The organism is Gordonia sp. KTR9 (genome assembly GCF_000143885.2).
GTDB lineage: Bacteria > Actinomycetota > Actinomycetes > Mycobacteriales > Mycobacteriaceae > Gordonia.
Window position 1 is genome coordinate 2,392,665 of record NC_018581.1, and the last position, 22,430, is coordinate 2,415,094.

The following is a 22,430-nucleotide window of genomic DNA, read 5'->3' on the forward strand; positions in this document are numbered from 1 at the left end:
CTGCAGGGACTCTACCCGCGGACTGAGCCGGACGGAGCCCGAAAGTGCGGTACGGAGGCGGTGGGGGAGAATCGGGTACCGCAGGGCACGCGCAGGTGTGGCCGGACGTGAGGGACGACAGGAGACATGCGTGTCCGAATTGGTGCCGCTGAAGGTGCAGATGGTGGCGATGACCCAGTTCACCCCTCCGGAGGACGTGCCGTGGAGCACCGACGCCGAGGGCGGTGAGGCACTGGTCGAGTTCGCCGGCCGGGCGTGCTATCAGAGCTGGGACAAGCCCAACCCCCGTACCGCGACCAATGCCGGGTATCTGCGGCACATCCTCGAGGTCGGTCACCTGTCGCTGCTGGAGCACGCGTCGGTGACCTTCTACATCAGTGGCATCTCGCGTTCGTGCACCCACGAGCTGATCCGCCACCGGCACTTCTCGTACTCGCAACTGTCCCAGCGGTTCGTGCCCGAGCACGACTCCAACGTCGTGGCCCCGCCGGCGATCGTGGGTGACCCCGAGCTCGAGGAGTTGTTCACCGCGGCGACCGACGCGAGCCGGGCGGCCTACACCGAGCTGCTCGCGGCCCTCGAGGCGAAGTTCGCCGACGTCCCCAACGCCATCCTGCGGCGGAAACAGGCACGTCAGGCCGCTCGTTCCGTACTGCCGAACGCCACCGAGACCAAGATCGTCGTCACCGGCAACCACCGGGCCTGGCGGCACTTCGTCGGCATGCGGGCCACCGAGCACGCCGACGTCGAGATCCGCCAGCTGGCGGTGGAATGTCTACGCCAACTGATGCGCGTGGCGCCCACCGTGTTCGGCGATTTCGAGATCGGCACGCTGGCCGACGGGACCGAGGTCGCGACCTCACCATTCGTGCTGGAAGGGTGAGGATCGTCACGGACAGGGAGGCGGTAGCCTTGAACACCATGAACGCAGTCCAGGAACCGCTTCACGAGCATCCCTTCGGGACGAACGTGGTTGCGATGGTCACCCCCTTCCACACCGATGGAAGCCTCGATCTGGACAAGGCCGCGGTCCTCGCCGACCACCTGGTCTCGAAGGGCTGCGACGGTCTGGTGGTGTCCGGCACGACCGGTGAGTCGCCGACCACCACCGTGCCGGAGAAGCTCGAGCTGCTGCGCGTCGTCCTCGACGCGGTGGGCGACCGGGCTCGAATCACCCAGGGCGCAGGCAGTTACGACACCGCCGAGAGTGTCCGGTTCGCGATCGAGTCCGAGAAGATCGGCGCGCACGCGCTCCTCGTCGTGACCCCGTACTACTCCAAGCCGCCGCAGGCGGGCATCCTCGCGCACTTCCGCACGGTCGCCGACGCCACCGCGCTGCCGGTCCTGCTCTACGACATCCCGCCGCGCTCGGTCGTCCCCATCATGAACGAGACGATGCTCGCCCTCGCCGAGCACCCGAACATCCGGGGTGTCAAAGACGCCAAGGGCGATCTGCATTCGGCCGCGGGCCTCATCGCGAGCACCGGTCTCGAGTACCTCTCGGGCGAGGACGCGCTCAACCTGCCGTGGCTGTCGATCGGTGCAACCGGATACGTCAGCGTCATCGGGCACCTTGTCCCGGATCGGTTGCGGGACATGCAGATCGCCGTCGAGAAGGGTGATCTGCACGCGGCCCGCGCGATCAACACCTCCATGCTCCCGCTTGTCAACGCCATGGGCCGGCTCGGCGGGGTCACGATGGTGAAGGCGGCACTGCGCATCCTCGGGCTGGAGGTCGGCGACCCGCGCCTGCCGCAGGTACCCGCGAACGCGGCGCAGATCGAGGAACTGATCGTCGATCTCCGAGCGGCAGGTGTGCTGGTCTGATGACGGACAACGACAACACCGGCCCCGACGCCGGTACCGACCGCCCCCGGACCCGACGCCGGGCGGCCGCCCGCAAGGCCGGCCCGCCCAGTCCGCCGCCGGCCGTGACCACCCCGCCGGCTGTGACCACCCCGCCGGCTGTGACCACCCCGCCCGCCGGTGCCTCGCAGCAGAAGTCCGACGCCAACGCGCCGAAGCACGCGGCCAAGCGTCCGGCGAACCCCGGGTCGAATGCGCGCCGCCCCCGCCACGAACGTGGCGACGCGCGTGGCGGCCGCCGACCCGAACCGGCGACCCCCGCGCCCGTGGACCGGCTGGGCACGCCGCGGCGACTGCCCAAGGGCGGTCTGCGTGTGGTGGCGCTCGGCGGCATCGGCGAGATCGGCCGCAACATGACCGTCTTCGAGTACAACGGCCGGCTGCTGATCGTCGACTGCGGCGTGCTGTTCCCAGAGGACCAGCAGCCCGGCGTCGACCTGATCCTGCCGGACTTCAGGTACATCGAAGACCGCATGGACGACGTCGACGCGGTGATCCTGACGCACGGTCACGAGGATCACATCGGCGCCATCCCGTTCCTCCTACGGCTGCGCAGCGACATCCCGGTGATCGGGGCGAAGTTCACGCTCGCGCTCGTCGACGCGAAATGCCGTGAGCACCGGCTGCGGCCGAAGCTCGTCGAGGTGATCGAGGGGCAGACGACCTCCCACGGCCCGTTCGAATGCGAGTACTTCGCGGTCAACCACTCGATCCCGGACGCACTCGCGGTCGCGATCCGCACTCCCGCCGGGGTCGTGCTGCACACCGGCGACATCAAGCTCGATCAGCTCCCGCTCGACGGCCGACTCACCGACCTCGCCGGATTCAGCCGCCTCGGTGACGAGGGTGTCGACCTGTTCCTCGTCGACTCGACCAACGCCGAGGTGCCCGGCTTCGTGACCCCCGAACGCCAGATCGGCGGGGTCCTGGACCAGGTCATCGGCAAGGCCAAGCAGCGTGTCATCGTGGCCTCGTTCGCCAGCCATGTCCATCGCATCCAGCAGATCATCGACGTGGCGCACACCCACAACCGCCGGGTCACCTTCGTCGGCCGTTCGATGGTGCGCAACATGCAGATCGCGCAGGATCTCGGCTACCTGTCGGTGCCCGACGGCGTCGTCGTCGATCTCGACACCGCGGCGAGCCTGCCGGACCATCGCGTCGTGCTGATCTCGACCGGCTCACAGGGCGAGCCGCTGTCGGCGCTGTCGCGGATGGCCCGCGGAGAGCACCGGCAGATCAACATCCGGGCCGATGATCTCGTCGTGCTGGCGTCCTCGCTCATCCCCGGCAACGAGAACTCGGTCTTCGCCGTCGTGAACGGCCTGGCCAAACGCGGCGCGACCGTCATCACCCAGCAGAGCGCGAAGGTCCACGTCTCGGGCCACGCCTCGGCAGGCGAGCTGCTCTACCTCTACAACGCGGTGCGACCCTCGAATGCGATGCCGGTGCACGGCGAGTGGCGGCACCTGCGCGCCAACGCCGCACTGGCCGTCGCGACCGGGGTACCCGAGGACCGGGTGGTCCTCGCCGAGGACGGCGTCGTCGTCGACCTGGTCGACGGCCGCGCCGACATCGTCGGGCGGGTTCCGGTCGGCCACGTCTACGTCGACGGCCTCTCGGTCGGTGACGTGGGGGAGTCGACGCTCTCCGAACGTCTCGTGCTGGGGGAGGGCGGTTTCATCGCCATCACGGTTGCCGTGGACGTGGCGACCGGCCGTGCGGTGAGCACCCCCGAGGTCTCCGGTCGCGGGTTCTCCGACGATCCCGACGCGCTCAAGGAGGCGGCGAACATCGTCAACCAGACGCTCGATTCGCTGGCGGCCGAGGGCGTCACCGACACGCACCGGATCGCTCAGGGGATCCGCCGGGCTGTCGGACGCTGGGTGTCGACCGCCTACCGCCGTCGTCCGATGATCGTGCCCACCGTGATGGCCGTGGGGGACTGAACCGGCGTCAAGGAACGGATTGCCGGCGATGTCGCTACCGTGGTCGTGTGACCGGTGCGCAGAACGAAAGAGCAGCCCTCGTCGAGACCTTGACGAAGGTGGGCCCCGACGCGCCCACCCTGTGTGAGGGCTGGACAACCCGCGATCTCCTGGCCCACCTCGTCGTCCGCGAGCGGCGGCCGGACACCGGCCCGGGCATTCTCATCCCCGCCTTCGCCGGCCACACCGAGAGGGTTCGGGCACAGGCGGCGTCGAAGGACTGGGATGCCCAACTCGCCCTGCTGGCGTCGGGTCCGCCGATCTTCTCACCGCTCAAGCTGGTCGATCGATTCGCCAACCTGGCCGAGATGTTCGTCCACCACGAAGACGTGCTGCGCGGCGGCGCCGATCCCGACGGACCCTGGACCCCGCGAGTCCTCGCTCCCGAACTCGAGGCGGAGCTCCGGACCCCGGCGAAGACCATGGGCAGGATGACGCTGAAGAAGGTCCCGGGACGTGTGACGCTGCGTACCCCCGACGGCGAGGATCTGGTCACCGCGGGATCGGGCGACGAGGTCGTCGTCACCGGTCGCGTCGGTGAGCTGGTCCTGTTCGCGTTCGGTCGCTCACCCGTCGACGTCACGTTCGACGGCGCCGAGTCGGCGATCAAGGGCGTCCGGGAGAGCTCGCGGGGCCTGTAGGGCGGTCACAACTTCGACACGTACCCCGTTGTCCGTGTTGCCCGTGTGACTGATGTGATCGCTGCCCACTAGTCTGTCGGTATGGCTTCGAAGGCAAGCACGGGTACGCGCGCGTCCTCTTCGCGCGGCGCCGCCGGTTCTCCACGCGGGAGTTCGACGCGTGCCGGATCGGCGCGTGGTGGTTCGACGCGCGGGAGTTCGACAGCGAGTCGGCGCTCGACGAGCGGTGGGGCGAAGGGCGGGGGTTCGAAGAGCAACGGTTCGAAGAGCAGCGGTTCGACGGGCCGATCGAAGAGCGGGGCCTCGACGAGGTCGAAGGCCGGTGCGTCGCGGGGCAGCGCGCGGTCCAACCCACGTTCGGAGTCGGTGGATCTGCATCGTCGATCCGTCGCCGCGGCCGGGGCGTCCGCGGTCGGCAAGGGCATCGGCGCCGGATGGTCGCTGTTCGCGCGTGGAGTCGGCAGTGCCGCCCGGGCGGGGTCGGGCGTCGGACGCGGACCGCGCACCGAAGTCGTCGGGGAGTTCGACGACATGGACGATGCCGACCTGGATCAGGACCTGTTCGACGACGACTCCGGGCCGGACGGGCGTGGCCGGCCCGGGGCCGGCGGTCACAGCCATCGACGGGACGGCATCGCGCTCGGTCTGCTCGCCTTCGGTCTGCTCGTCGGCGCCAGCGTCTGGTTCGGCGCGGCCGGTCCGGTGGGCGCATTCATCGAGGCCCTCATCCGCGCGGTCATCGGCGCCGCGGCCGTGCTGGTCCCGATCGGTCTCCTCGCGCTCGCGATCATCTTGATGCGCCGCCCGGCCGCCCCGGAGCGTCGTGGACGCTACCTGGCCGGCGGGTTCCTGGTCGCTCTGCCGCTGCTCGGTCTGATGCACCTCATCGCCGGGGCACCGGTGGATCTCCCGGGCCGTTCCGAGGCGGCCGGGTTCGTCGGCTTCGCGGTCGGCACGCCGTTGACGGCGGGTGTCACCGCCTGGGTCTCCGTACCGATTTTGTTGCTGTGCATGGCTTTCGGTGTCCTCATCCTCAGCGGGCGGACCGTCCGCGAGGTCGTCGACGCGGCCGCCGGCTACCTCGGCCTCGGTATGGGGCACGACGACGCGCCCTGGGACGACGACGAATGGGATGCCGACGCGGAGAACTACGACAATCCCGACTTCGGCGATCCGGCCGACACCGACGCCGACGTCGACGCCGACCCGTGGGATTCCGGAGCGCTCGATTCGCGGTCCCGGCGCCGCCCGTATTCGTCGAACCCGTACGACAACTACCCGCCGGATTCGGCACCCGCGCGGACCGCGGGACGGACCTCCCGGCGCAAGCCCGCCGAGGTCGCCGACGTCACCCCGCTCGAGGAGGCCGTGACCGAGAATCTCGCGGACGCCCACGAGGGTGTCACCGAGCAGGTCACCGAGGTGATCGCGCCGAGTCCCCGCTCGCGTGCCACGCCCGCCCGACGGGCGGCCGCGCGGCCCGCGCCGCGTCCCGCGCCCGAACCGGAGCCCCAGCGCGAATCCGAGCCCGACGACGAGATCGCCGACGACGAGGCCTTCGTCCCGTCGGACCCGACGGCGGATGGGGACTACCGGCTGCCGCCGCCTGATCTGCTCCTCGAGGGCGATCCGCCCAAGATGGGCAGCAGCGCCAACGACGACATGATCGACCGGATGACCGGCGTGCTCGAGCAGTTCAAGATCGACGCCGCGGTCACCGGATACACCCGCGGACCGACCGTCACGCGGTACGAGATCGAGCTCGGTCCGGGCGTCAAGGTCGAGAAGATCACCGCCCTGCAGCGCAACATCGCCTATGCCGCCGCGACCGACAACGTCCGCCTGCTCGCACCGATCCCCGGCAAGTCCGCGGTCGGTATCGAGGTCCCCAACTCCGACCGGGAGATGGTCCGGCTGGCCGACGTCCTGAACTCGCCGTCGACGCGGAAAGACAAGCACCCGTTGGTGATCGGGCTCGGCAAGGACATCGAGGGCGATTTCGTCAGCGCGAACCTGGCGAAGATGCCGCATCTGCTCGTCGCCGGTTCGACCGGCTCGGGCAAGTCGAGCTTCGTCAACTCGATGCTCGTGTCGCTCCTCAGCCGCGCGACCCCCGAGCAGGTGCGGATGATCCTCATCGACCCGAAGATGGTCGAACTCACCCCGTACGAGGGCATCCCGCACCTCATCACACCGATCATCACGCAACCCAAGAAGGCGGCCGCGGCCCTCGCATGGCTCGTCGAGGAAATGGAGCAGCGGTACCAGGACATGAAGGCGTCGCGGGTGCGACACATCGACGACTTCAACTCGAAGGTCCGATCCGGTGACATCACCACACCGCTGGGCAGCGAACGCGTCTACAAGCCGTATCCGTACATCCTCGCGATCGTCGACGAGCTCGCCGACCTGATGATGACCGCACCCCGGGACGTCGAGGACGCGATCGTGCGCATCACGCAGAAGGCCCGCGCCGCCGGCATCCATCTGGTGCTCGCGACGCAGCGACCGTCGGTCGACGTCGTCACCGGTCTGATCAAGACCAATGTGCCGTCGCGGCTGGCGTTCGCGACGTCGTCGTTGACCGACTCACGCGTCATCCTGGACCAGCCGGGCGCCGAGAAGCTGATCGGCATGGGCGACGGCCTCTTCCTGCCGATGGGTGCCAACAAGCCGATTCGCATGCAGGGTGCCTACATCACCGACGAGGAGATCGCGGCGGTCGTCGACTTCTCCAAGGAGCAGGCCGAGCCGGAGTACACCGAGGGTGTCACCGCGGCGAAGGCGGGCGACAAGAAGGACATCGACAGCGACATCGGCAACGACCTCGACGATCTCCTGCAGGCGATCGAACTGGTCGTGTCGAGCCAGTTCGGGTCGACGTCGATGCTGCAGCGCAAGCTGCGTGTCGGCTTCGCCAAAGCAGGCCGGTTGATGGACCTGATGGAGACCCGGGGAGTGGTCGGTCCGAGCGAGGGGTCGAAGGCGCGGGAGGTGCTCGTCAAGCCCGACGATCTCGCGGGTGTGATCGCCTCGATCACCGGCGGAGGCGACGAAACGGACACTTCCGACACCTGAGGCGGGCGTCTGACCAGGGGTTTCTGCACGTCACCGGGAGTTTGTATAAGGTGACCAGAGATCCATGAGGGGAGTATCCCCAAAGCGGCGTTTCCGTCAATACGGTCACGAACCGCGACGATGCCGATCATCGTCGCGGCCGTGGCCCGGAGCGTCGGCCCCCGTTCGGTGGGAGAGACCTCTGGCTCGTCAGCTCATGCTGCCTGCTGGAGGTTCTTGTAATGGATGTGTCGCTGTCCGTCTGGCTGATCACCTGTGCGGTGATCGTCGGACTGTTCGTGTTCGACTTCTTCACCCACGTGCGTGTGCCGCACGCCCCCTCGCTCAAAGAGTCGGGCATCTGGTCGGCGGTGTACATCTCCATCGCCATCCTGTTCGGTCTGTTCGTCTGGTGGCAGTGGGGATCCACGTACGGCGGTGAGTACTTCGCCGGCTACGTCACCGAGAAGGCGCTCTCGGTGGACAACCTGTTCGTCTTCGTCATCATCATGGCGAAGTTCGCGGTGCCCAAGGAGTACCAGCAGAAGGTCTTGCTGCTCGGCATCCTGATGGCCCTGGTCATGCGCGGCATCTTCATCGCCGTCGGCGCGGCCGCGATCAACGCCTACAGCTGGGTGTTCTACCTGTTCGGCGCGTTCCTGATCTTCACCGCCGTCAAGCTGCTCCGCGAGAGCGACGACCCGGTCGAGCACGAGGAAGACCGCGAAACCCGCCTGGAGCGCTTCGTCAAGCGCTACCTGCGTACGCACGACAGCTACGACGGCGACAAGCTGTTCACCCGCGTGAACGGCAAGCGCCTCGCCACCCCGATGCTCATGGTCTTGATCGTCATCGGCTTCACGGACATCCTGTTCGCGCTCGACTCGATCCCGGCCATCTACGGCCTCACCTCCGAGCCCTACCTGGTCTTCACCGCCAACGCCTTTGCCCTGATGGGTCTGCGTCAGCTGTTCTTCCTCATCGGTGGGCTGCTCGATCGTCTGGTGTACCTGTCGATCGGCCTGTCGATCATCCTCGCGTTCATCGGCGTCAAGCTGGTGCTGCACGCCCTGCACGAGAACACCCTGTCGTTCATCAACGGCGGCGAGCATGTGGCCGTCCCCGAGATCTCGACCGGGTTGTCGTTGTCGGTGATCCTCGGCGTCCTGGTGATCACGACCGTGGCGAGCCTCATCAAGAGCCGCGGGGCGGCCGAGGCACCTCAGGTCGACTCCGCGGATGACTCGACCGATGCCCCGGCGCCGAAGTCGAAGGACGTCTGACCGCTCTGACCCCGGCGGGTGGACGTGGGATCAGGCCGGGAACGGCCCGAACACCTGCGTCCACTCGTCGATGCGGACGGCATCGACGGCCTGATGTGCCTGGAACGGGTCGTTCGCCAGGAACGCCTCGGCCGCCTCGAGGTCGGCTGCCCGGATGACGATGAGTGCGCCCGAGCCGTCGGGGTAGGGGCCGGCGATCAGCACGTTGCCGGCCGAGTGCTCCTCGGCGAGCCACTCGCGGTGCAGCGGCCGGTGCTGATCGCGCAGCGCGGCCTTGGCGGGGCGGTAGGTGTACTGCACGGCGAAGAACGGCATTGTCACTCCTGCTCGATGGTTGCCAGCATCCTGGTGTTGCCCAGGGTGTTGGGTTTGACATAGCTGAGGTCGAGGAACTCCGCGACGCCGGTGTCGTAGGACCGGCACATCTCCTCGAAGACCTCCCGCGTGACGGGAGTGCCCTGGATCTCGACGAAGCCGTGCCGCCCGAAGAAGGCCGTCTCGAAGGTCAGCACGAAGACACGGGAGAGCTGGAGCTCGCGCGCGACCGCCATGAGGCGGTCGACGAGGAGGTGGCCGATGCCCCGCCCGGCGTGCGCGCTGTCGACGGCGACGGTGCGGACCTCGCCGAGATCGGCCCAGAGCACGTGCAGCGCACCGCAACCGACGACCACCCCGTCGACGTCGGCGACCCAGAACTCCTGGACGGACTCGTAGAGCGTGACGAGATTCTTCTCCAGGAGGATCTTGCCGGCGTACTGATCGATCAGTTCCTTGATCCGCGGGACGTCGGAGGTGCGCGCACGACGGATGACGACGTGTTCGGCGGGGGACATGGGAAATCACCTTAGTCCTGTCCGCCGCGGGCGCTCGTCGGCGCGACGCGGACCGCGCCGTCGGCACCGACGCGTCCGCGCTGGGCCGACCTGTGCACCGCGTCCCCGGGGCCTGCCGATACCCTGATGGGCGTGTACATGAGAACCGCCCTGAACTGCGGCACGACGCCGCGATCGGGGGCGGGTTCATGACCGACCGGATCAGGCGGGCCGTCGACGAGAAGGGCATCGCCAATGTCGGCCGCGGGCCCGATCACATCACCGACCCGGTCGACCCGGTTCCGGTGGTCAACATCGCCAACGCGCTCACGGTGTTCCGGATTATCCTGGTCCCGGTGTTCCTCGTGGCGCTGTTCATGGAGTCCGGCGAGTCGACGCTGTGGCGCGCGATCGCGACCATCGTCTTCGGCGTCGCCGCGCTGACCGACCGCTACGACGGGATGATCGCCCGACAGCGTGGCCTGATCACCGACTTCGGGAAGCTGGCCGACCCGATCGCGGACAAGGCACTCATCGGCGGCGCGCTCGTCGGACTCTCGACGCTCGGCATCCTGCCGTGGTGGGTGACCGTGGTGATCGTGGCGCGCGAGTTGTGGGTGACCGCGCTGCGCTTCTGGGTGTTGCGGCACAAGGTGATCCCGGCCAGCCGGGGGGGCAAACTCAAGACCCTGCTGCAGGCGCTGGCCATCGGCCTCTATCTGCTCCCGCTGGGCGGCCCGTGGCAACTCGCCGCCGACATCCTCATGGGACTCGCGGTCGTGGTGACCATCTACACCGGGCTCGACTACACCTGGCAGGCGATCAAGGTCCGGTCCGACAGCGCTGATCGGCAACGCCGACCGTCTGAGCCGCCTCGACGTCCTGTGGGAGGAACCGGCGGCGGTCGCTGAGTTCGACTATCGTCGACCAGACGGTACTGCGAAGGCCCAGCGGTGTCGCGGGAACTCGTCGACGCCGCGGAGCGTTGGGTAGGGAAGCAGACGCGCCGCCGTGAGGTGGGCGCGGCGAGATGTTCAGTAGGGAGGAGACTCGATGGCGAAGCTCTTACGCGAGGCGCTCGGCGACAGCCTGCGTCGGGTCCGCACGCAGCAGGGCCGAACCTTGCGCGAGGTGTCCACCGGAGCGCGAGTGAGCCTGGGGTACCTCTCGGAAGTCGAGCGCGGCCAGAAGGAGGCGTCGAGCGAACTGCTCGCCGCGATCTGCGACGCTCTCGACGTGGAGATCGCCGACCTGCTCCTCGACGTCGGCAGTGCGATGCGTCCGGCGGGTGCCGAACCGGTCGTGGTCGGTGCCGAGCCGATGGGCGAGGCCACCGGGGTGGACGGGGTCGAGGCCGGACTCACCGCCACGAAGGTCGTCATCCCCGCTCCGGCCGGCCGGCGCGACGCCACGGCTCTCGCTGCTGCCTGACCCCCGACCCGTCCGAAGGACGCCGGTTGCACCATCCGAACGACGACACCGATTCAACGGGGACTCACAGACGCTAGATTGGTCACCAGAGTTCTCAGACCCCGGAATGGAGTACGACGAGCATGGCGAACCCGTTCGTGAAGTTGTGGCGCTACCTCTCAGCACTCGGCAACGCGAAGATCGACGAGCACGCTGACCCGAAGGTGCAGATCCAGCAGGCGATCGAGGACGCCCAGCGTCAGCATCAGGCGTTGTCGCAGCAGGCGGCATCGGTGATCGGCAACCAGCGCCAGCTCGAGATGAAGCTGAACCGGCAGCTCGAGGACATCGAACGGTTGCAGGCCAACACGCGCCAGGCACTGACCCTTGCCGACCAGGCCGCCGCCGCGGGCGACACCCAGAAGGCGACCGAGTACACCAACGCCGCCGAGGCGTTCGCGGCCCAGCTGGTGACCGCCGAGCAGAGCGTGGAAGACCTCAAGTCGCTGCACGATCAGTCGCTGCAGGCCGCCGATCAGGCCAAGAAGGCCGTCGAACGCAACGCGATGATCCTGCAGCAGAAGCTGTCCGAGCGTTCGAAGCTACTCAGCCAGCTCGAGCAGGCGAAGATGCAGGAGCAGGTCTCGGCCTCGCTCAACCAGATGAGCGAACTGTCGGTGCCCGGCAACACGCCGAGCCTCGATCAGGTTCGCGACAAGATCGAGCGGCGCTACGCGAACGCGCTCGGCTCGGCCGAACTCGCCAAGAACTCCGTCCAGGGTCGCATGCAGGAGGTCGAGCAGGCCGGGGTCCAGATGGCCGGGCACTCCCGCCTCGAACAGATCCGCGCCAGCATGCGCGGTGACGCGCTGCCCTCCGCCAGTGCCACCGCACCCGGCCTGCAGAAGCCCGCGACCCAGGCCGCGCCGCCGACCACCGAACCTCCCCAGCAGAACTGACGCATCCCGGACGCGCGCACGGTGAACCCGTGCGCGTCGCGATAGTCGCCGGTTCCGATGCCGGGCACGCATTCCCGGCCTTCGCACTGGCCGAACGGTTCCGCGCGGCCGGCGATGCGCCGACCGTGTTCACCTCCCTCGGATGGTCGGATGCCGCGCGACGCCGGGGCATCGACATCGCCGATCTCCCCGGATTACGTGCGGAGGACTCCGACGACGACACCGACGCGGGCGCCAAGCTGAGCGTCCGCGCCGCGCGCATGGCCCGGCAACTGGTCGAGCCACTGCGTGCGACAGGAACCGAGGTCGTCATCTCCGACGTCATCACGGTCGGCGGCGGCTGGGCGGCCCAGCTGTGTGGCCTGCCGTGGATCGAGCTGTCGCCGCACCCGCTGTACCGGCCGTCCCGGGGGCTCCCGCCGGTCGGTTCCGGACTCGAACCGGGCCGCGGCGTCGGCGGTCGGCTGCGGGACACGCTGATGCGGGCCGCCACCGCATCCTCGATCCGGCAGGGCGAACGGCAGCGCCGGATCGCCCGGCGTTCCATCGGACTGGGCGACCTCGACGCGGAACCGTCGGCGCGTCTGATCGCCACCCTGCCCGGGCTCGAGGTGTCGCGTCCGGACTGGCCGGCGGACGCCCATCTCATCGGCCCGCTGGTGTGGGAGCCGACCGACGATCTCTTCTCCGTACCACCCGGCGACGGCGACAGTCCTCTCGTCGTCGTCGCACCGTCGACCGCGCACACCGGTGCCGCCGACATGCTCGGCGTGGCGCTCGACGCGCTGTCGCCGGGGTCGCTGGGCCGGACGGTTCGGGTGGTGGTCTCCGGGCTGCGGAGCCCCGCCGACGCCGATCTCGCGCGGTTCGACGGCGAGCTGATCACCGCCGGGCCGGGCAGGCAGGACGAGGTGCTCACGCACGCGGATCTGCTGATCTGCGGCTCCGGGCACGGGATCCTCGCCAAGGCGATGCTGGCCTCGGTGCCGGTCGTGGCAGTGCCCGGCGGGGGAGATCAGTGGGAGCTCGCCACCCGCATCCGACGTGCCGGCGCGGGCCGGGTGGTGCGCCCGGTCACCACGGCCGCCGTCGCCGAGGCCGTGCGCGCGGTGCTCGACGATCCGGCGCATGCACGTGCGGCGGGTGTGATCGGGGACTCGGTGACCGACGTCGTCGACCCGGTGGCGGTCGCGCGCCGCGTCGTGGGGTCGTCACCTAGGCTGGACCCGTGCGTCTGACCGAGTTCACCGAGCTGATGACCGCCGAATTCGGTGTGCCCTCAGCGGATTCGATACTGTCCGATCACATCCTGATCGATGTCGGCGGACGCACCGGCGCCCAGGCGATCGACGACGGGGTCGACCCGCGCGACGTCTGGATCGCGATCTGCCGCGACTTCGACGTGCCGCGCCATCGCTGGTGACACGCCCCGCGTGTCACACTTGCCATCGAACAGGTGTTCGTTCATTCTGGTGGCCAGAGGCGAACATCAGACGGAACCGCACGGGCCGCGTCTGCGTCTGAAGAGTTGTCGGACCCACCGGCTACCTTCATCCCATGAACGCCCGGACCGCACAGACCGCCCGCCGGAAATCCGGCTCACAACCGAGGAGAACTCCCATGGCACCTGCGTCCCAAGACCGCGAGAAGGCTCTCGACCTCGCCCTCGCGCAGATCGACAAGAACTTCGGCAAGGGATCGGTCATGCGGCTCGGCGAGGAGACGCGCCAGCCGATCGAGGTCATCCCGACCGGTTCGATCGCACTGGACGTCGCTCTCGGTATCGGTGGTCTGCCCCGCGGCCGCGTCGTGGAGATCTACGGTCCGGAGTCGTCGGGTAAGACCACGGTGGCACTGCACGCCGTCGCCAATGCCCAGGCCAACGGCGGTCTCGCCGCCTTCATCGACGCCGAGCACGCTCTCGACCCCGACTACGCCGCCAAGCTCGGTGTCGACACCGACGCGCTGCTGGTGTCCCAGCCCGACACCGGTGAGCAGGCGCTCGAGATCGCCGACATGCTGATCCGTTCCGGCGCGCTGGACATCCTGGTCATCGACTCGGTCGCCGCGCTGGTGCCCAAGGCCGAGATCGAGGGTGAGATGGGCGACAGCCATGTCGGCCTCCAGGCCCGCCTGATGAGCCAGGCGCTCCGCAAGATGACCGGTGCGCTCAGCCAGTCCAAGACCACCGCGATCTTTATCAACCAGCTGCGCGAGAAGATCGGCGTCATGTTCGGTACGCCCGAGACGACCACGGGTGGCAAGGCATTGAAGTTCTACTCGTCGGTGCGTCTCGACGTCCGGCGCATCGAGACCCTCAAGGACGGTACCGACGCCGTCGGTAACCGCACCCGCGTCAAGGTCGTGAAGAACAAGGTCGCACCGCCGTTCAAGCAGGCCGAGTTCGACATTCTCTACGGCCACGGCATCAGCAAGGAAGGATCGCTGATCGACATGGGCGTCGCGGAGGGCTTCATCCGCAAGTCCGGCTCGTGGTTCACCTACGAGGGCGATCAGCTCGGCCAGGGCAAGGAGAACGCCCGAAAGTTCCTGCTCGAGAACCTCGACATCCGCGACGAGATCGAGAAGAAGATCAAGGAGAAGCTCGGCATCGGCGCCACCGTCGACGCCGACGACATCGCACCCGCGCCGGTCGAATTCTGAGGTAAGAAGGCGAGTTCGGGTAGACAGTGAACGAAGCATCGGACCCCGAGCAGACGCGCAGGCGTCGGGACAGCGATCCCGACCGCAAGGGACCCAGCGCATGGGACTCGGCACTGCGGTTGCTCGGGGTCCGCGCGCGTTCTCGGACAGAGATGCGGGAACGGTTGATGCGCAAGGGTTTCGAGGCCGACGTCGTCGATGAGGTGATGGCCCGCCTGGAGCGGCACAACCTGCTCGACGACGAGGAGTTCGCCTCCGAGTGGGTGCGGTCCCGTCACCTCAACTCCGGCAAGGGACGTCTGGCGTTACGGCACGAGCTGCGCACCAAGGGCGTCGACGAATCGATCATCTCCGAGGCGCTCGCCGACATCGACCCCGACGATGAACGGACCATCGCGTCCGGGCTGGTGGCCCGCAAACTCACGCCCTCGGTCGTCGACCGCATCGGTGATGATCGCGCCGAACGCGACAAGGCCATGCGCCGGCTCGTCGGGATGCTGGTGCGGCGCGGCTACTCCCAGTCCCTCGCCTTCGAGGTCGTCGGGGAGGCGCTCAGCGCGCTACGCAGCGGCTGAGCGCCTCGGGTCACCTACCGGTCGGCAGGTTCTCCGACGCGGCGAGTTCCGTCGCCTCCGGGTCCGCGGTCGGTCCGGACGATCGGCGGCCCTGCCGAAGCCGCCGTTCGAGAGCGGTGGCGAAGGTCGAGAGCCCGAAGTTGATCAGGATCATGATGATGGCGACGACGATCAGCGCGGGGATGTAGTTGCCGTAGCGCGATGCCGAGAGCAGGCCGCTGCGCACCACCTCGGAGTACCCGATGATGTAGCCCAGTGCGCTGTCCTTCAACGCCACGACCATCTGCGAGATCAGGGCAGGCATCATCGCGGTGATCGCCTGTGGCAGAAGCACGATACGCATCATCTGGCTCTTGCGCAGACCCAGCGCCATCGACGCCTCGGTCTGTCCCTTGGGCAGCGAGTTGATACCCGACCGCAGGATCTCGGCCATGACCGACCCGTTGTACAGGGTGAGGCCGGTGACCACGGCCGCGAACGCCAGTGCCGACGACGGGAAGATGCCGTAGATGGCGAACAGGAACCAGGTGAACACCATCAGGATCAGCACCGGGATGGCGCGGAAGACCTCCACGAACAACCCCGCGAGGGTCCGCACCCACAGATGGTCGGAGAGCCGGCCGATGCCGAGGACGGCACCGAGCAGCAGCGACAGCACGATGGACACCGCAGCGGCCGCCAGGGTTCGCCACAGGCCGGGCAGGATGTAGCCGGTCCAGGTGCTCCAGGTGACGAACGGCGACCACTTCTCCGCGGTGAACTGTTCGTTGGCGGCGAGGACGGCGATCACATAGATCGCGATCGCGGCCAGGATCGCGAGAAAGCCGATGGCCAGCAGGCGATTTCGAGCCCGGGCGCGTGGCCCCGGCACGTCGTAGAGGACGCTCGAGTCGGCGCTCATCGTTTCACCGCCAGTCGCTTGGCGAGGTAGCCGAAGACGGCACCCTCGCTGAGTGTGATGATCATGAATCCGACCGCGATGACGCCGAAGATGACGAACAGCTGATCGGAGTAGGTCTCGATCTCGGTCTTCATCAGCGCCGCCGCCTCGGCGACGCCGATCACCGACGCGACCGTGGTGTTCTTGGTGAGCGCGATCAGGACACTGCCCAGCGGGCCGATCACCGACCGGATCGCCTGCGGCAGCACGATGATCCCGAAGACCTGGGTGAACGACAGACCGAGGGACCGAGCGGCTTCGGCCTGGCCGAGCGGGACCGTGTTGAAGCCCGACCGCAATGTCTCACAGACGAACGTCGACGTGTACAGGACGAAGGCCAACACGGCGAGCCAGAAGTTGTTCGACTCGATCGTCGGCGCGAACGTGAGTCCCAGGTTCTGGTACAGGCCGATCGCACAGAACAACACCACCAGTGTCAGCGGTGTGTTGCGGACGATGTTCACATAGACCTCGGCGAACCCGCGCATCACCGGCACGGGGGAGACCCGCATGGCCGCGAGGATCGTGCCCCAGACCAGCGAGCCGATCGCCGAGTAGAAGGTCAGCTGGATGGTCACCCAGAAGGCGGGCCACAGCTCTGGACCCATGCTCTCCCACAGAGAGACGTCATTCATCGGTTGCTCCGTCGTTCACTGGAGCCCGGGCGGGCACGGTGTGGAGGGCGAGTCGAGGAAGTCGAGGTCGCCGGGGTCGGGCAGGTACGGGAACTTCGAGTCCGGCCGGTCCGCGCGGGCGATGATCTCGTCCACGTACGGGTTGCCGAGTGCCTTGCGCAGCGCGGCGTTCCACGCGGACTCGCCGTCGACCGCAGGCGCGAGCATGGCGTCGAGAGCCTTGTTCACGGCCTCCTGGGACGCGGTGTCGTCCAGGGCGAGCCCCACGCCGTAGCGCTCGGTCGAGAACGGGCTGCCCGCGGTCTTCAGGGCATCCTTGACGCAGGCGTCCTTGAGGTAGGTCATCTCGACGAGCTTGAACTCGCCCTCCCAGAAGTTGGAGTAACCGGCCAGGATCGCCTCATCGGTGGTCACCGCGTCGACCTTGTCGCGTCGCAGCGCCTCGACGCACGCCGAATAGGAGTCGTATTCCTGCAACTGGACCGCGGGCAGCTGTGCCTTCACGTTCTGCGCCGGCGTCGAGCCGGTCACCGAACAGAGCTTCTTGCCCTTGTCGAGGTCGGCGAGCTGGTCGATCGAGGTGTCGTCGGCGCGCACCATCAGACCCTGGTAGGTGACGAGATACGGGCCGCCGAAGGTCACCTTCTTCGAGCGGGCGGCGTTGATCGAGTACGTCGCCGCGATCAGGTCGACCTCGCCGTTGTCGATCATCGCCTCGCGTCGTGCCGACGGCGTCTCGCGCCAGGTGACCTCCGGATGGGGGACACCGAGGTCGTCGGCGATGTGGTTGACGACATACCGCGACACCGAGGCGTCGAATCCCTCGACGTTGCCGTCCGGTTCGTACAGACCGAGACCCGGCTGATCGAACTTCACGCCCAGCACGACCGAGCCCTCGCGGATGGAGTCGAGCAGGTTGCGGGGTTCGGTGCTGCCACACGCCGACAGCACGGTGGCGAGCAGCGCGCCGACTGCCAGGATCAACCCGGCCGTGCGTACCTGTCTCATGTCAGTGCCCCAGGATCTTGCCGAGGAAGTCCCGGGCGCGATCGGTCGAGGGATTGCTGAAGAAGGTCTCCGGGTCGGAGTCCTCGATGATCGCCCCGTCGGCCATGAAGATGATGCGGTCGGCGGCCTTGCGCGCGAAGCCCATCTCGTGGGTCACCACCACCATCGTCATGCCCTCTTTGGCGAGGGACACCATCACGTCGAGCACCTCGTTGACCATCTCCGGGTCGAGCGCGGAGGTCGGCTCGTCGAACAGCATGATCTTGGGGTCCATCGCCAGCGAGCGGGCGATCGCCACCCGCTGCTGCTGGCCGCCGGAGAGCTGGGCGGGATACTTGTCCTTCTGACTGGCGATGCCGACCCGCTCGAGCAGTTCGAGCGCGCGCTTGCCGGCCTCGTCCTTGCTCTTCTTGCGCACCTTGATCGGTGCGAGGGTGACGTTGTCGAGAATCGTCTTGTGCGAGAAGAGATTGAAGGACTGGAAGACCATGCCGACATCGGCACGGAGCCGGGCGAGATCCTTGCCCTCGGCGGGCAGGACCTCTCCCTCGACGAGGATCTCACCGCCGTCGATCGGCTCGAGGCGGTTGATCGTGCGGCAGAGGGTGGACTTGCCCGACCCGGAGGGTCCGAGGACCACCACGACCTGACCGGCGGGGACCTCGAGATCGATGTCCTTGAGGACGTGCAACGACCCGAAGTGCTTCTGCACCCCGCGCATCGCGATCATCGGCTCGGACCCAGGGTCCGCGGACTTCCTCGGCGAAATGGTCATTGCCGAACCCTATCCGCCGACCTGCGTACGGGTGTCCTGTGGGAGTCGATTTGCCTGCGCCCCGTACCCTCGTAAGGGTGAGTATCGAGTTGTCGGATCGGCCTGAGCAGGCAGCACCCGCCGCGCGTAGCTATCAGGTTCGCACCTACGGCTGCCAGATGAACGTCCACGATTCCGAGCGGATCGCCGGTCTCCTCGAGGACGCGGGGTACGTGCGCGCCGCCGAGGACGACGCCGCCGATCTCGTCGTCTTCAACACCTGCGCGATCCGCGAGAACGCCGACAACAAGCTGTACGGCAACCTGTCTCATCTCGCGCCGGTCAAGTCGGACCGGCCGGGCATGCAGATCGCCGTCGGTGGATGCCTCGCCCAGAAGGACAAGGACACCGTGCTGTCGCGGGCGCCGTGGGTCGACGTCGTGTTCGGCACGCACAACATCGGATCGCTGCCCGCGCTGCTCGATCGTGCCCGCCACAACGACGCCGCCCAGGTCGAGATCCTCGATGCGCTCGAGCGGTTCCCGTCGACCCTCCCGGCCAAGCGGGACTCCGCCTACTCGGGCTGGGTGTCGGTGTCGGTCGGGTGCAACAACACCTGCACGTTCTGCATCGTGCCGTCGCTGCGTGGCAAGGAGGTCGACCGCCGGCCGGGTGAGGTGCTCGCCGAGGTGCAGGCCCTCGTCGACCAGGGCGTCGTCGAGGTGACCCTGCTCGGCCAGAATGTGAATGCCTACGGCATGTCCTTCGCCGACCCCGACCAGCCCCGCAATCGCGGTGCCTTCGCCGAGCTGCTGCGCGCGTGCGGTGACATCGGGGGGCTCGAACGCGTCCGGTTCACCTCCCCACATCCCGCCGAGTTCACCGACGATGTGATCGAGGCGATGGCGCAGACGCCGAACGTGTGTCCGCAACTGCACATGCCGCTGCAGTCCGGGTCGGATCGGATCCTGCGCGCGATGCGCCGCAGCTACCGGCAGACGAAGTTCCTGGGCATCCTCGACAAGGTCCGCGAGGCCATGCCGCATGCGGCGATCACGACCGACATCATCGTCGGATTCCCCGGCGAGACCGAGGAGGACTTCCAGGCCACCCTCGACGTCGTCGAGCGGGCCCGCTTCTCGAGTGCTTTCACCTTCCAGTACTCGCCCCGCCCCGGCACCCCCGCCGCGACGATGGCCGACCAGGTCCCGCCCGACGTGGTCGCCGACCGCTACCGCAGACTCATCGCGTTGCAGGAGCGGATCTGCCTGGCGGAGAACGAGGCACTGGTCGGGACCGAGGTTGAGTTGCTCGTCGTCGCCGACGAGGGGCGCAAGTCGGCGAAGACACAGCGCATGACCGGTAGGGCGCGCGACGGCCGGCTGGTGCACTTCGCACCCGGCACGGCGTCGGGCATCCGCCCCGGCGACATCGTGCACACGCAACTCACCGCGGCCGCGCCGCACCATCTGATCGCCGATTCAGGCGTCCTCGCGCATCGCCGGACCCGCGCCGGCGACGCGCACGAACAGAGCCGCACCCCCACCACCGCGCCCGTCGGCGTCGGGCTCGGACTGCCGGGGGTCGGTGCCCCCGCTCCGGTGCCGGCCGACGCCGGTTGCGGCAGTGCCTGTGGCAGCTGACCATCATTTCGAAGTGAGGCGATGACCATGTCCGACCCCGACAAGAAGCCCGGCCCCGATAAGAAGTCCGACACCGAGAAGAAGTCCGACACCGAGAAGTCGACGTTCGCGGAGTACGAGAGTGACCTGCGCAAGGCCGAACGCCGCGTGGCCGGCGAGATCGATCCGGGAGCACGGGCGGTCGTCGTCGCCGTGGCCGTCGTCCTCGCCATGGTGTCGATGGTGTTGCCGCACACCGGATCGGTCACCGGCCTCGACGTCCTCACCTTCACGCCCGAGGCGGCCGCCGAGCGCGTCACGATCGTGTCGAGGATCTTCGTCTACCTGGTGACGATCTTCGGAATCGTCGTCTCGATGCTCGCGCTGCTGACCCGGCGCTGGTTCCTGGCCTGGATCGCCCTGTGCGGGTGCGCCATCGCGTGCGTCGCCGGGATGCTGGCGTGGTGGTCGCGCAACACCCCGGGCGTCGGCGGCATCGAGCCGCCGTCGGGCGTCGGCATCGGTCTCGTGCTGGGCTGGATCGCGGTCTTCGTGCTCACGTTCCACTGGTCGCGCGTGGTGTGGGCCCGGAGCTCCTACCAGCTCGCGCTCGAGGACGAACGGCGTCGCCAGGCCGCCGAGCAGGAGGCCTACGCCGCCGCGCTCTACCACAAGAAGCCACACCAGCCCTGACCCGGCGAACGCCGGTCCGCCTCAGCGGTCGGTGACGGCGTTCTCCGCGGCGTCGGCCCACTCGCGCCACTGCGCCGCCTGGTCGCGTAGCTTCGCGGCGTCTCGGTCCTTGCCGCGTTCGGCAGCCTTGCGTGCCTGGTCCTCGAGCTGAGCGGCGCGGTCGGCGAACTGCGCCGCACGCGCCAGCGCCTCGGGATCGGTGCGCTGCCACTGCGCGTCCTCGGCGTCGCGGATGCGCTTCTCCAGCGCCCGCGCACGGGCCTCGAGGCTGTGCATCTGGTCACGCGGGACCTTGCCGAGTTCGTCCCACTGGTCGCGGAACGACCGGAACTCGCGCCGGGCGGCGTCGAGGTCGGCAGCCGGGTCGATGGCCTTCTCGGCGGCGTCGAGCAGCGCGATCTTGGCGGTCGCATTCGCGCTGAACTCCGCGTCGCGTTCCGACGACGCCGCGTTGCGAGCTCCGAAGAACACGTCCTGGGCGGCCTTGAACCGCTGCCACAGCGCCTCGTCGGTGTCGCGCGGTGCGCGGCCGGAGGCCTTCCACTCGGCGAGCAGTTCCCGGAACTTCGCCGAGGTCGGACCCCAGTCGGTCGAGCCGGACAGCTCCTCGGCTCGCGCGATCAGCGCCTCCTTGCGTTCCTTCGCACCGGCGCGCTCCCGATCGAGTTCGGCGAAATGCGCACCGCGCCGGCGGTTGAAGGCGTCGCGCGCCTTCGCATAGCGCTTCCACAGCGCGTCGTCGGTCTTGCGGTCGACGCCCTTGATCGACTTCCACTCGTCGAGGATCTCGCGCAGTCGGTCGCCGGCACTCTTCCAGTTGGTCGCGTCGGCGCCGATCTGTTCGGCCTCGGTGGCGAGGACTTCCTTGCGGGCGACGGCATCGGCCCGGGTCTTCTCGCGTTCGGCGCGGATCGTCTCGGCCACCTCGTCGGCGCTGCCGACGATGGCCTCGAGCCGGCGCTGCAGCGCGGCGACGTCACCGATGACGTGCGCATTGGGCAGCTCGTCGAGCAGGTGCTTGGCGGCGCCCTGCGCCTTGCGCGGGTCGCCCGACCGTGCGGTGAGCCGTTCCTCGAGGATTTCGACCTCGGTGGCGAGATCGTCGAACCGGCGTCCGAAGTGCGCGAGTCCCTCTTCGACCGTGCCGGCCTGCCACGAACCGATCTCACGTTCCCCGTCGTCGGTCTTCAGCCACACGACACCCGATTCGTCGATCCGGCCGAAGCGGTGCGGATCGGCGGTGACGAGGTGCGTGACGACCGGCTCCGACGCGACGCCCGGTCGCGGACCGGGTTTGGGGCGCGGACCGGGTTTCGGTGAGGGCGGCGGTGCGCTCTGGCTTGTCGGCTGGCTTGCCGACGTTGCCTCCGCATCGGGTGACGTTCCGGTCGGGGCTGACGATTCGGTCGCGGGTGCCGATTCGGTCGGGTTGGTCATCTGCACGTGTCCTGCCGCTCTGTGGTGCCGCGCGTCACGGCTGCCGGTCGCTGGAGTCGATCCTCGCTGGGCATCCGATGCCCCGC

General features: G+C 68.3%; 23 protein-coding genes. 15 read left to right on the forward strand and 8 right to left on the reverse strand.

Annotation, left to right across the window (positions count from 1 at the left end):
* Positions 1–130 precede the first annotated feature (130 nt).
* Genes thyX through KTR9_RS11665 form a run of 4 tightly spaced genes read left to right on the forward strand, consistent with a single transcriptional unit; the run spans position 131 to position 4,495 of the window.
* Positions 131–883: an FAD-dependent thymidylate synthase gene (gene thyX / locus KTR9_RS11650; RefSeq protein ID WP_010840828.1), complete on the forward strand. Its 753-nt coding sequence runs from the start codon at positions 131–133 to the stop codon at positions 881–883.
* A gap of 38 nt (positions 884–921) precedes the next feature.
* A complete protein-coding gene (gene dapA, locus KTR9_RS11655) occupies positions 922–1,827 on the forward strand; it encodes a 4-hydroxy-tetrahydrodipicolinate synthase (RefSeq protein WP_010840829.1) in 906 nt (301 codons plus the stop codon).
* Positions 1,827–3,815, forward strand: coding sequence for a ribonuclease J (locus tag KTR9_RS11660; protein ID WP_010840830.1), 1,989 nt, complete (start codon positions 1,827–1,829; stop codon positions 3,813–3,815). Before dapA ends, KTR9_RS11660 begins: the two co-directional genes overlap by 1 nt.
* Before the next feature lie 47 nt (positions 3,816–3,862).
* Complete coding sequence (locus KTR9_RS11665) at positions 3,863–4,495, forward strand: TIGR03085 family metal-binding protein (RefSeq protein ID WP_014926532.1); 633 nt, start codon at positions 3,863–3,865, stop codon at positions 4,493–4,495.
* A 68-nt stretch (positions 4,496–4,563) separates the two neighbouring features.
* On the opposite strand, the gene KTR9_RS11670 is transcribed toward KTR9_RS11665, so the two are convergent.
* A complete protein-coding gene (locus tag KTR9_RS11670; protein ID WP_044506521.1) occupies positions 4,564–4,845 on the reverse strand; it encodes a hypothetical protein in 282 nt (93 codons plus the stop codon).
* A 16-nt stretch (positions 4,846–4,861) separates the two neighbouring features.
* Between KTR9_RS11670 and KTR9_RS11675 the strand changes: the two genes are divergently transcribed.
* Together KTR9_RS11675 and KTR9_RS11680 are read left to right on the forward strand one after the other, a co-directional pair.
* Positions 4,862–7,573, forward strand: coding sequence for an FtsK/SpoIIIE family DNA translocase (locus KTR9_RS11675; RefSeq protein WP_044506523.1), 2,712 nt, complete (start codon positions 4,862–4,864; stop codon positions 7,571–7,573).
* Positions 7,574–7,794: 221 nt separating this feature from the next.
* Positions 7,795–8,835, forward strand: coding sequence for a TerC family protein (locus KTR9_RS11680; protein ID WP_014926534.1), 1,041 nt, complete (start codon positions 7,795–7,797; stop codon positions 8,833–8,835).
* Positions 8,836–8,865: 30 nt separating this feature from the next.
* Here the strand turns inward: KTR9_RS11680 and KTR9_RS11685 are convergent, their stop codons facing one another.
* Together KTR9_RS11685 and KTR9_RS11690 are read right to left on the reverse strand one after the other, a co-directional pair.
* Positions 8,866–9,150, reverse strand: a complete 285-nt coding sequence (locus tag KTR9_RS11685) for a YciI family protein (protein ID WP_014926535.1) — start codon at positions 9,148–9,150, stop codon at positions 8,866–8,868.
* Positions 9,151–9,152: 2 nt separating this feature from the next.
* Positions 9,153–9,668, reverse strand: a complete 516-nt coding sequence (locus tag KTR9_RS11690; RefSeq protein ID WP_014926536.1) for an amino-acid N-acetyltransferase — start codon at positions 9,666–9,668, stop codon at positions 9,153–9,155.
* Between the two features lie 188 nt (positions 9,669–9,856).
* On the opposite strand from KTR9_RS11690, the gene pgsA reads away from it, so the two are divergent.
* From pgsA to KTR9_RS11725, 7 genes are all read left to right on the forward strand, one after another.
* Positions 9,857–10,558: a CDP-diacylglycerol--glycerol-3-phosphate 3-phosphatidyltransferase gene (gene pgsA, locus KTR9_RS11695; protein ID WP_014926537.1), complete on the forward strand. Its 702-nt coding sequence runs from the start codon at positions 9,857–9,859 to the stop codon at positions 10,556–10,558.
* A gap of 142 nt (positions 10,559–10,700) precedes the next feature.
* The gene (locus KTR9_RS11700; protein WP_014926538.1) at positions 10,701–11,078 is read left to right on the forward strand and encodes a helix-turn-helix domain-containing protein; all 378 of its coding nucleotides are present in this window, start codon (positions 10,701–10,703) and stop codon (positions 11,076–11,078) included.
* A 122-nt stretch (positions 11,079–11,200) separates the two neighbouring features.
* Entirely contained in the window at positions 11,201–12,016 is an 816-nt protein-coding gene (pspA, locus tag KTR9_RS11705) for a phage shock protein PspA (RefSeq protein ID WP_014926539.1), read from the forward strand.
* Between the two features lie 29 nt (positions 12,017–12,045).
* Entirely contained in the window at positions 12,046–13,254 is a 1,209-nt protein-coding gene (locus KTR9_RS11710; RefSeq protein ID WP_014926540.1) for a glycosyltransferase, read from the forward strand.
* Positions 13,245–13,439 (forward strand): DUF3046 domain-containing protein, encoded by a 195-nt coding sequence (locus tag KTR9_RS11715; RefSeq protein WP_010840840.1) that lies wholly within the window; start codon positions 13,245–13,247, stop codon positions 13,437–13,439. The genes KTR9_RS11710 and KTR9_RS11715 overlap by 10 nt, the downstream gene beginning before the upstream one ends.
* Before the next feature lie 197 nt (positions 13,440–13,636).
* Complete coding sequence (gene recA / locus KTR9_RS11720) at positions 13,637–14,680, forward strand: recombinase RecA (RefSeq protein WP_014926541.1); 1,044 nt, start codon at positions 13,637–13,639, stop codon at positions 14,678–14,680.
* A gap of 26 nt (positions 14,681–14,706) precedes the next feature.
* A complete protein-coding gene (locus KTR9_RS11725) occupies positions 14,707–15,255 on the forward strand; it encodes a regulatory protein RecX (RefSeq protein WP_014926542.1) in 549 nt (182 codons plus the stop codon).
* A gap of 10 nt (positions 15,256–15,265) precedes the next feature.
* Here the strand turns inward: KTR9_RS11725 and KTR9_RS11730 are convergent, their stop codons facing one another.
* The 4 genes from KTR9_RS11730 to KTR9_RS11745 are packed head-to-tail and all read right to left on the reverse strand — an operon-like array spanning position 15,266 to position 18,568.
* Positions 15,266–16,156, reverse strand: a complete 891-nt coding sequence (locus KTR9_RS11730) for an amino acid ABC transporter permease (protein WP_014926543.1) — start codon at positions 16,154–16,156, stop codon at positions 15,266–15,268.
* Positions 16,153–16,830: an amino acid ABC transporter permease gene (locus KTR9_RS11735; RefSeq protein WP_010840844.1), complete on the reverse strand. Its 678-nt coding sequence runs from the start codon at positions 16,828–16,830 to the stop codon at positions 16,153–16,155. The genes KTR9_RS11730 and KTR9_RS11735 overlap by 4 nt, the downstream gene beginning before the upstream one ends.
* Positions 16,831–16,845: 15 nt before the next feature.
* The gene (locus KTR9_RS11740) at positions 16,846–17,838 is read right to left on the reverse strand and encodes a glutamate ABC transporter substrate-binding protein (RefSeq protein WP_014926544.1); all 993 of its coding nucleotides are present in this window, start codon (positions 17,836–17,838) and stop codon (positions 16,846–16,848) included.
* Position 17,839: 1 nt separating this feature from the next.
* On the reverse strand, positions 17,840–18,568 hold the full coding sequence (locus KTR9_RS11745; protein WP_010840846.1) for an amino acid ABC transporter ATP-binding protein: 729 nt from the start codon (positions 18,566–18,568) through the stop codon (positions 17,840–17,842).
* A gap of 134 nt (positions 18,569–18,702) precedes the next feature.
* On the opposite strand from KTR9_RS11745, the gene miaB reads away from it, so the two are divergent.
* Both miaB and KTR9_RS11755 read left to right on the forward strand, forming a co-directional pair.
* Complete coding sequence (gene miaB, locus KTR9_RS11750; protein ID WP_044507875.1) at positions 18,703–20,235, forward strand: tRNA (N6-isopentenyl adenosine(37)-C2)-methylthiotransferase MiaB; 1,533 nt, start codon at positions 18,703–18,705, stop codon at positions 20,233–20,235.
* A gap of 21 nt (positions 20,236–20,256) precedes the next feature.
* On the forward strand, positions 20,257–20,907 hold the full coding sequence (locus KTR9_RS11755; RefSeq protein WP_014926546.1) for an Rv2732c family membrane protein: 651 nt from the start codon (positions 20,257–20,259) through the stop codon (positions 20,905–20,907).
* A 21-nt stretch (positions 20,908–20,928) separates the two neighbouring features.
* Here KTR9_RS11755 and KTR9_RS11760 read toward each other — a convergent pair whose 3' ends face one another.
* Positions 20,929–22,344 carry a DUF349 domain-containing protein gene (locus tag KTR9_RS11760; RefSeq protein ID WP_193363243.1) on the reverse strand — a complete coding sequence of 472 codons (1,416 nt, stop codon included), beginning with the start codon at positions 22,342–22,344 and terminating at the stop codon, positions 20,929–20,931.
* Between the last annotated feature and the right edge of the window lie 86 nt (positions 22,345–22,430).

Bases quoted from the DNA above. Each gene is read 5' to 3' on its own strand.
- dapA (WP_010840829.1), top strand. From the start codon at position 922: ATGAACGCAGTCCAGGAACCGCTTCACGAGCATCCCTTCGGGACGAAC.
- KTR9_RS11660 (WP_010840830.1), top strand. From the start codon at position 1,827: ATGACGGACAACGACAACACCGGCCCCGACGCCGGTACCGACCGCCCC.
- KTR9_RS11680 (WP_014926534.1), top strand. From the start codon at position 7,795: ATGGATGTGTCGCTGTCCGTCTGGCTGATCACCTGTGCGGTGATCGTC.
- KTR9_RS11685 (WP_014926535.1), bottom strand. From the start codon at position 9,150: ATGCCGTTCTTCGCCGTGCAGTACACCTACCGCCCCGCCAAGGCCGCG.
- KTR9_RS11690 (WP_014926536.1), bottom strand. From the start codon at position 9,668: ATGTCCCCCGCCGAACACGTCGTCATCCGTCGTGCGCGCACCTCCGAC.
- pgsA (WP_014926537.1), top strand. From the start codon at position 9,857: ATGACCGACCGGATCAGGCGGGCCGTCGACGAGAAGGGCATCGCCAAT.
- KTR9_RS11700 (WP_014926538.1), top strand. From the start codon at position 10,701: ATGGCGAAGCTCTTACGCGAGGCGCTCGGCGACAGCCTGCGTCGGGTC.
- pspA (WP_014926539.1), top strand. From the start codon at position 11,201: ATGGCGAACCCGTTCGTGAAGTTGTGGCGCTACCTCTCAGCACTCGGC.
- recA (WP_014926541.1), top strand. From the start codon at position 13,637: ATGGCACCTGCGTCCCAAGACCGCGAGAAGGCTCTCGACCTCGCCCTC.
- KTR9_RS11730 (WP_014926543.1), bottom strand. From the start codon at position 16,156: ATGAGCGCCGACTCGAGCGTCCTCTACGACGTGCCGGGGCCACGCGCC.
- KTR9_RS11735 (WP_010840844.1), bottom strand. From the start codon at position 16,830: ATGAATGACGTCTCTCTGTGGGAGAGCATGGGTCCAGAGCTGTGGCCC.
- KTR9_RS11740 (WP_014926544.1), bottom strand. From the start codon at position 17,838: ATGAGACAGGTACGCACGGCCGGGTTGATCCTGGCAGTCGGCGCGCTG.
- KTR9_RS11745 (WP_010840846.1), bottom strand. From the start codon at position 18,568: ATGATCGCGATGCGCGGGGTGCAGAAGCACTTCGGGTCGTTGCACGTC.
- KTR9_RS11755 (WP_014926546.1), top strand. From the start codon at position 20,257: ATGACCATGTCCGACCCCGACAAGAAGCCCGGCCCCGATAAGAAGTCC.
- KTR9_RS11760 (WP_193363243.1), bottom strand. From the start codon at position 22,344: ATGACCAACCCGACCGAATCGGCACCCGCGACCGAATCGTCAGCCCCG.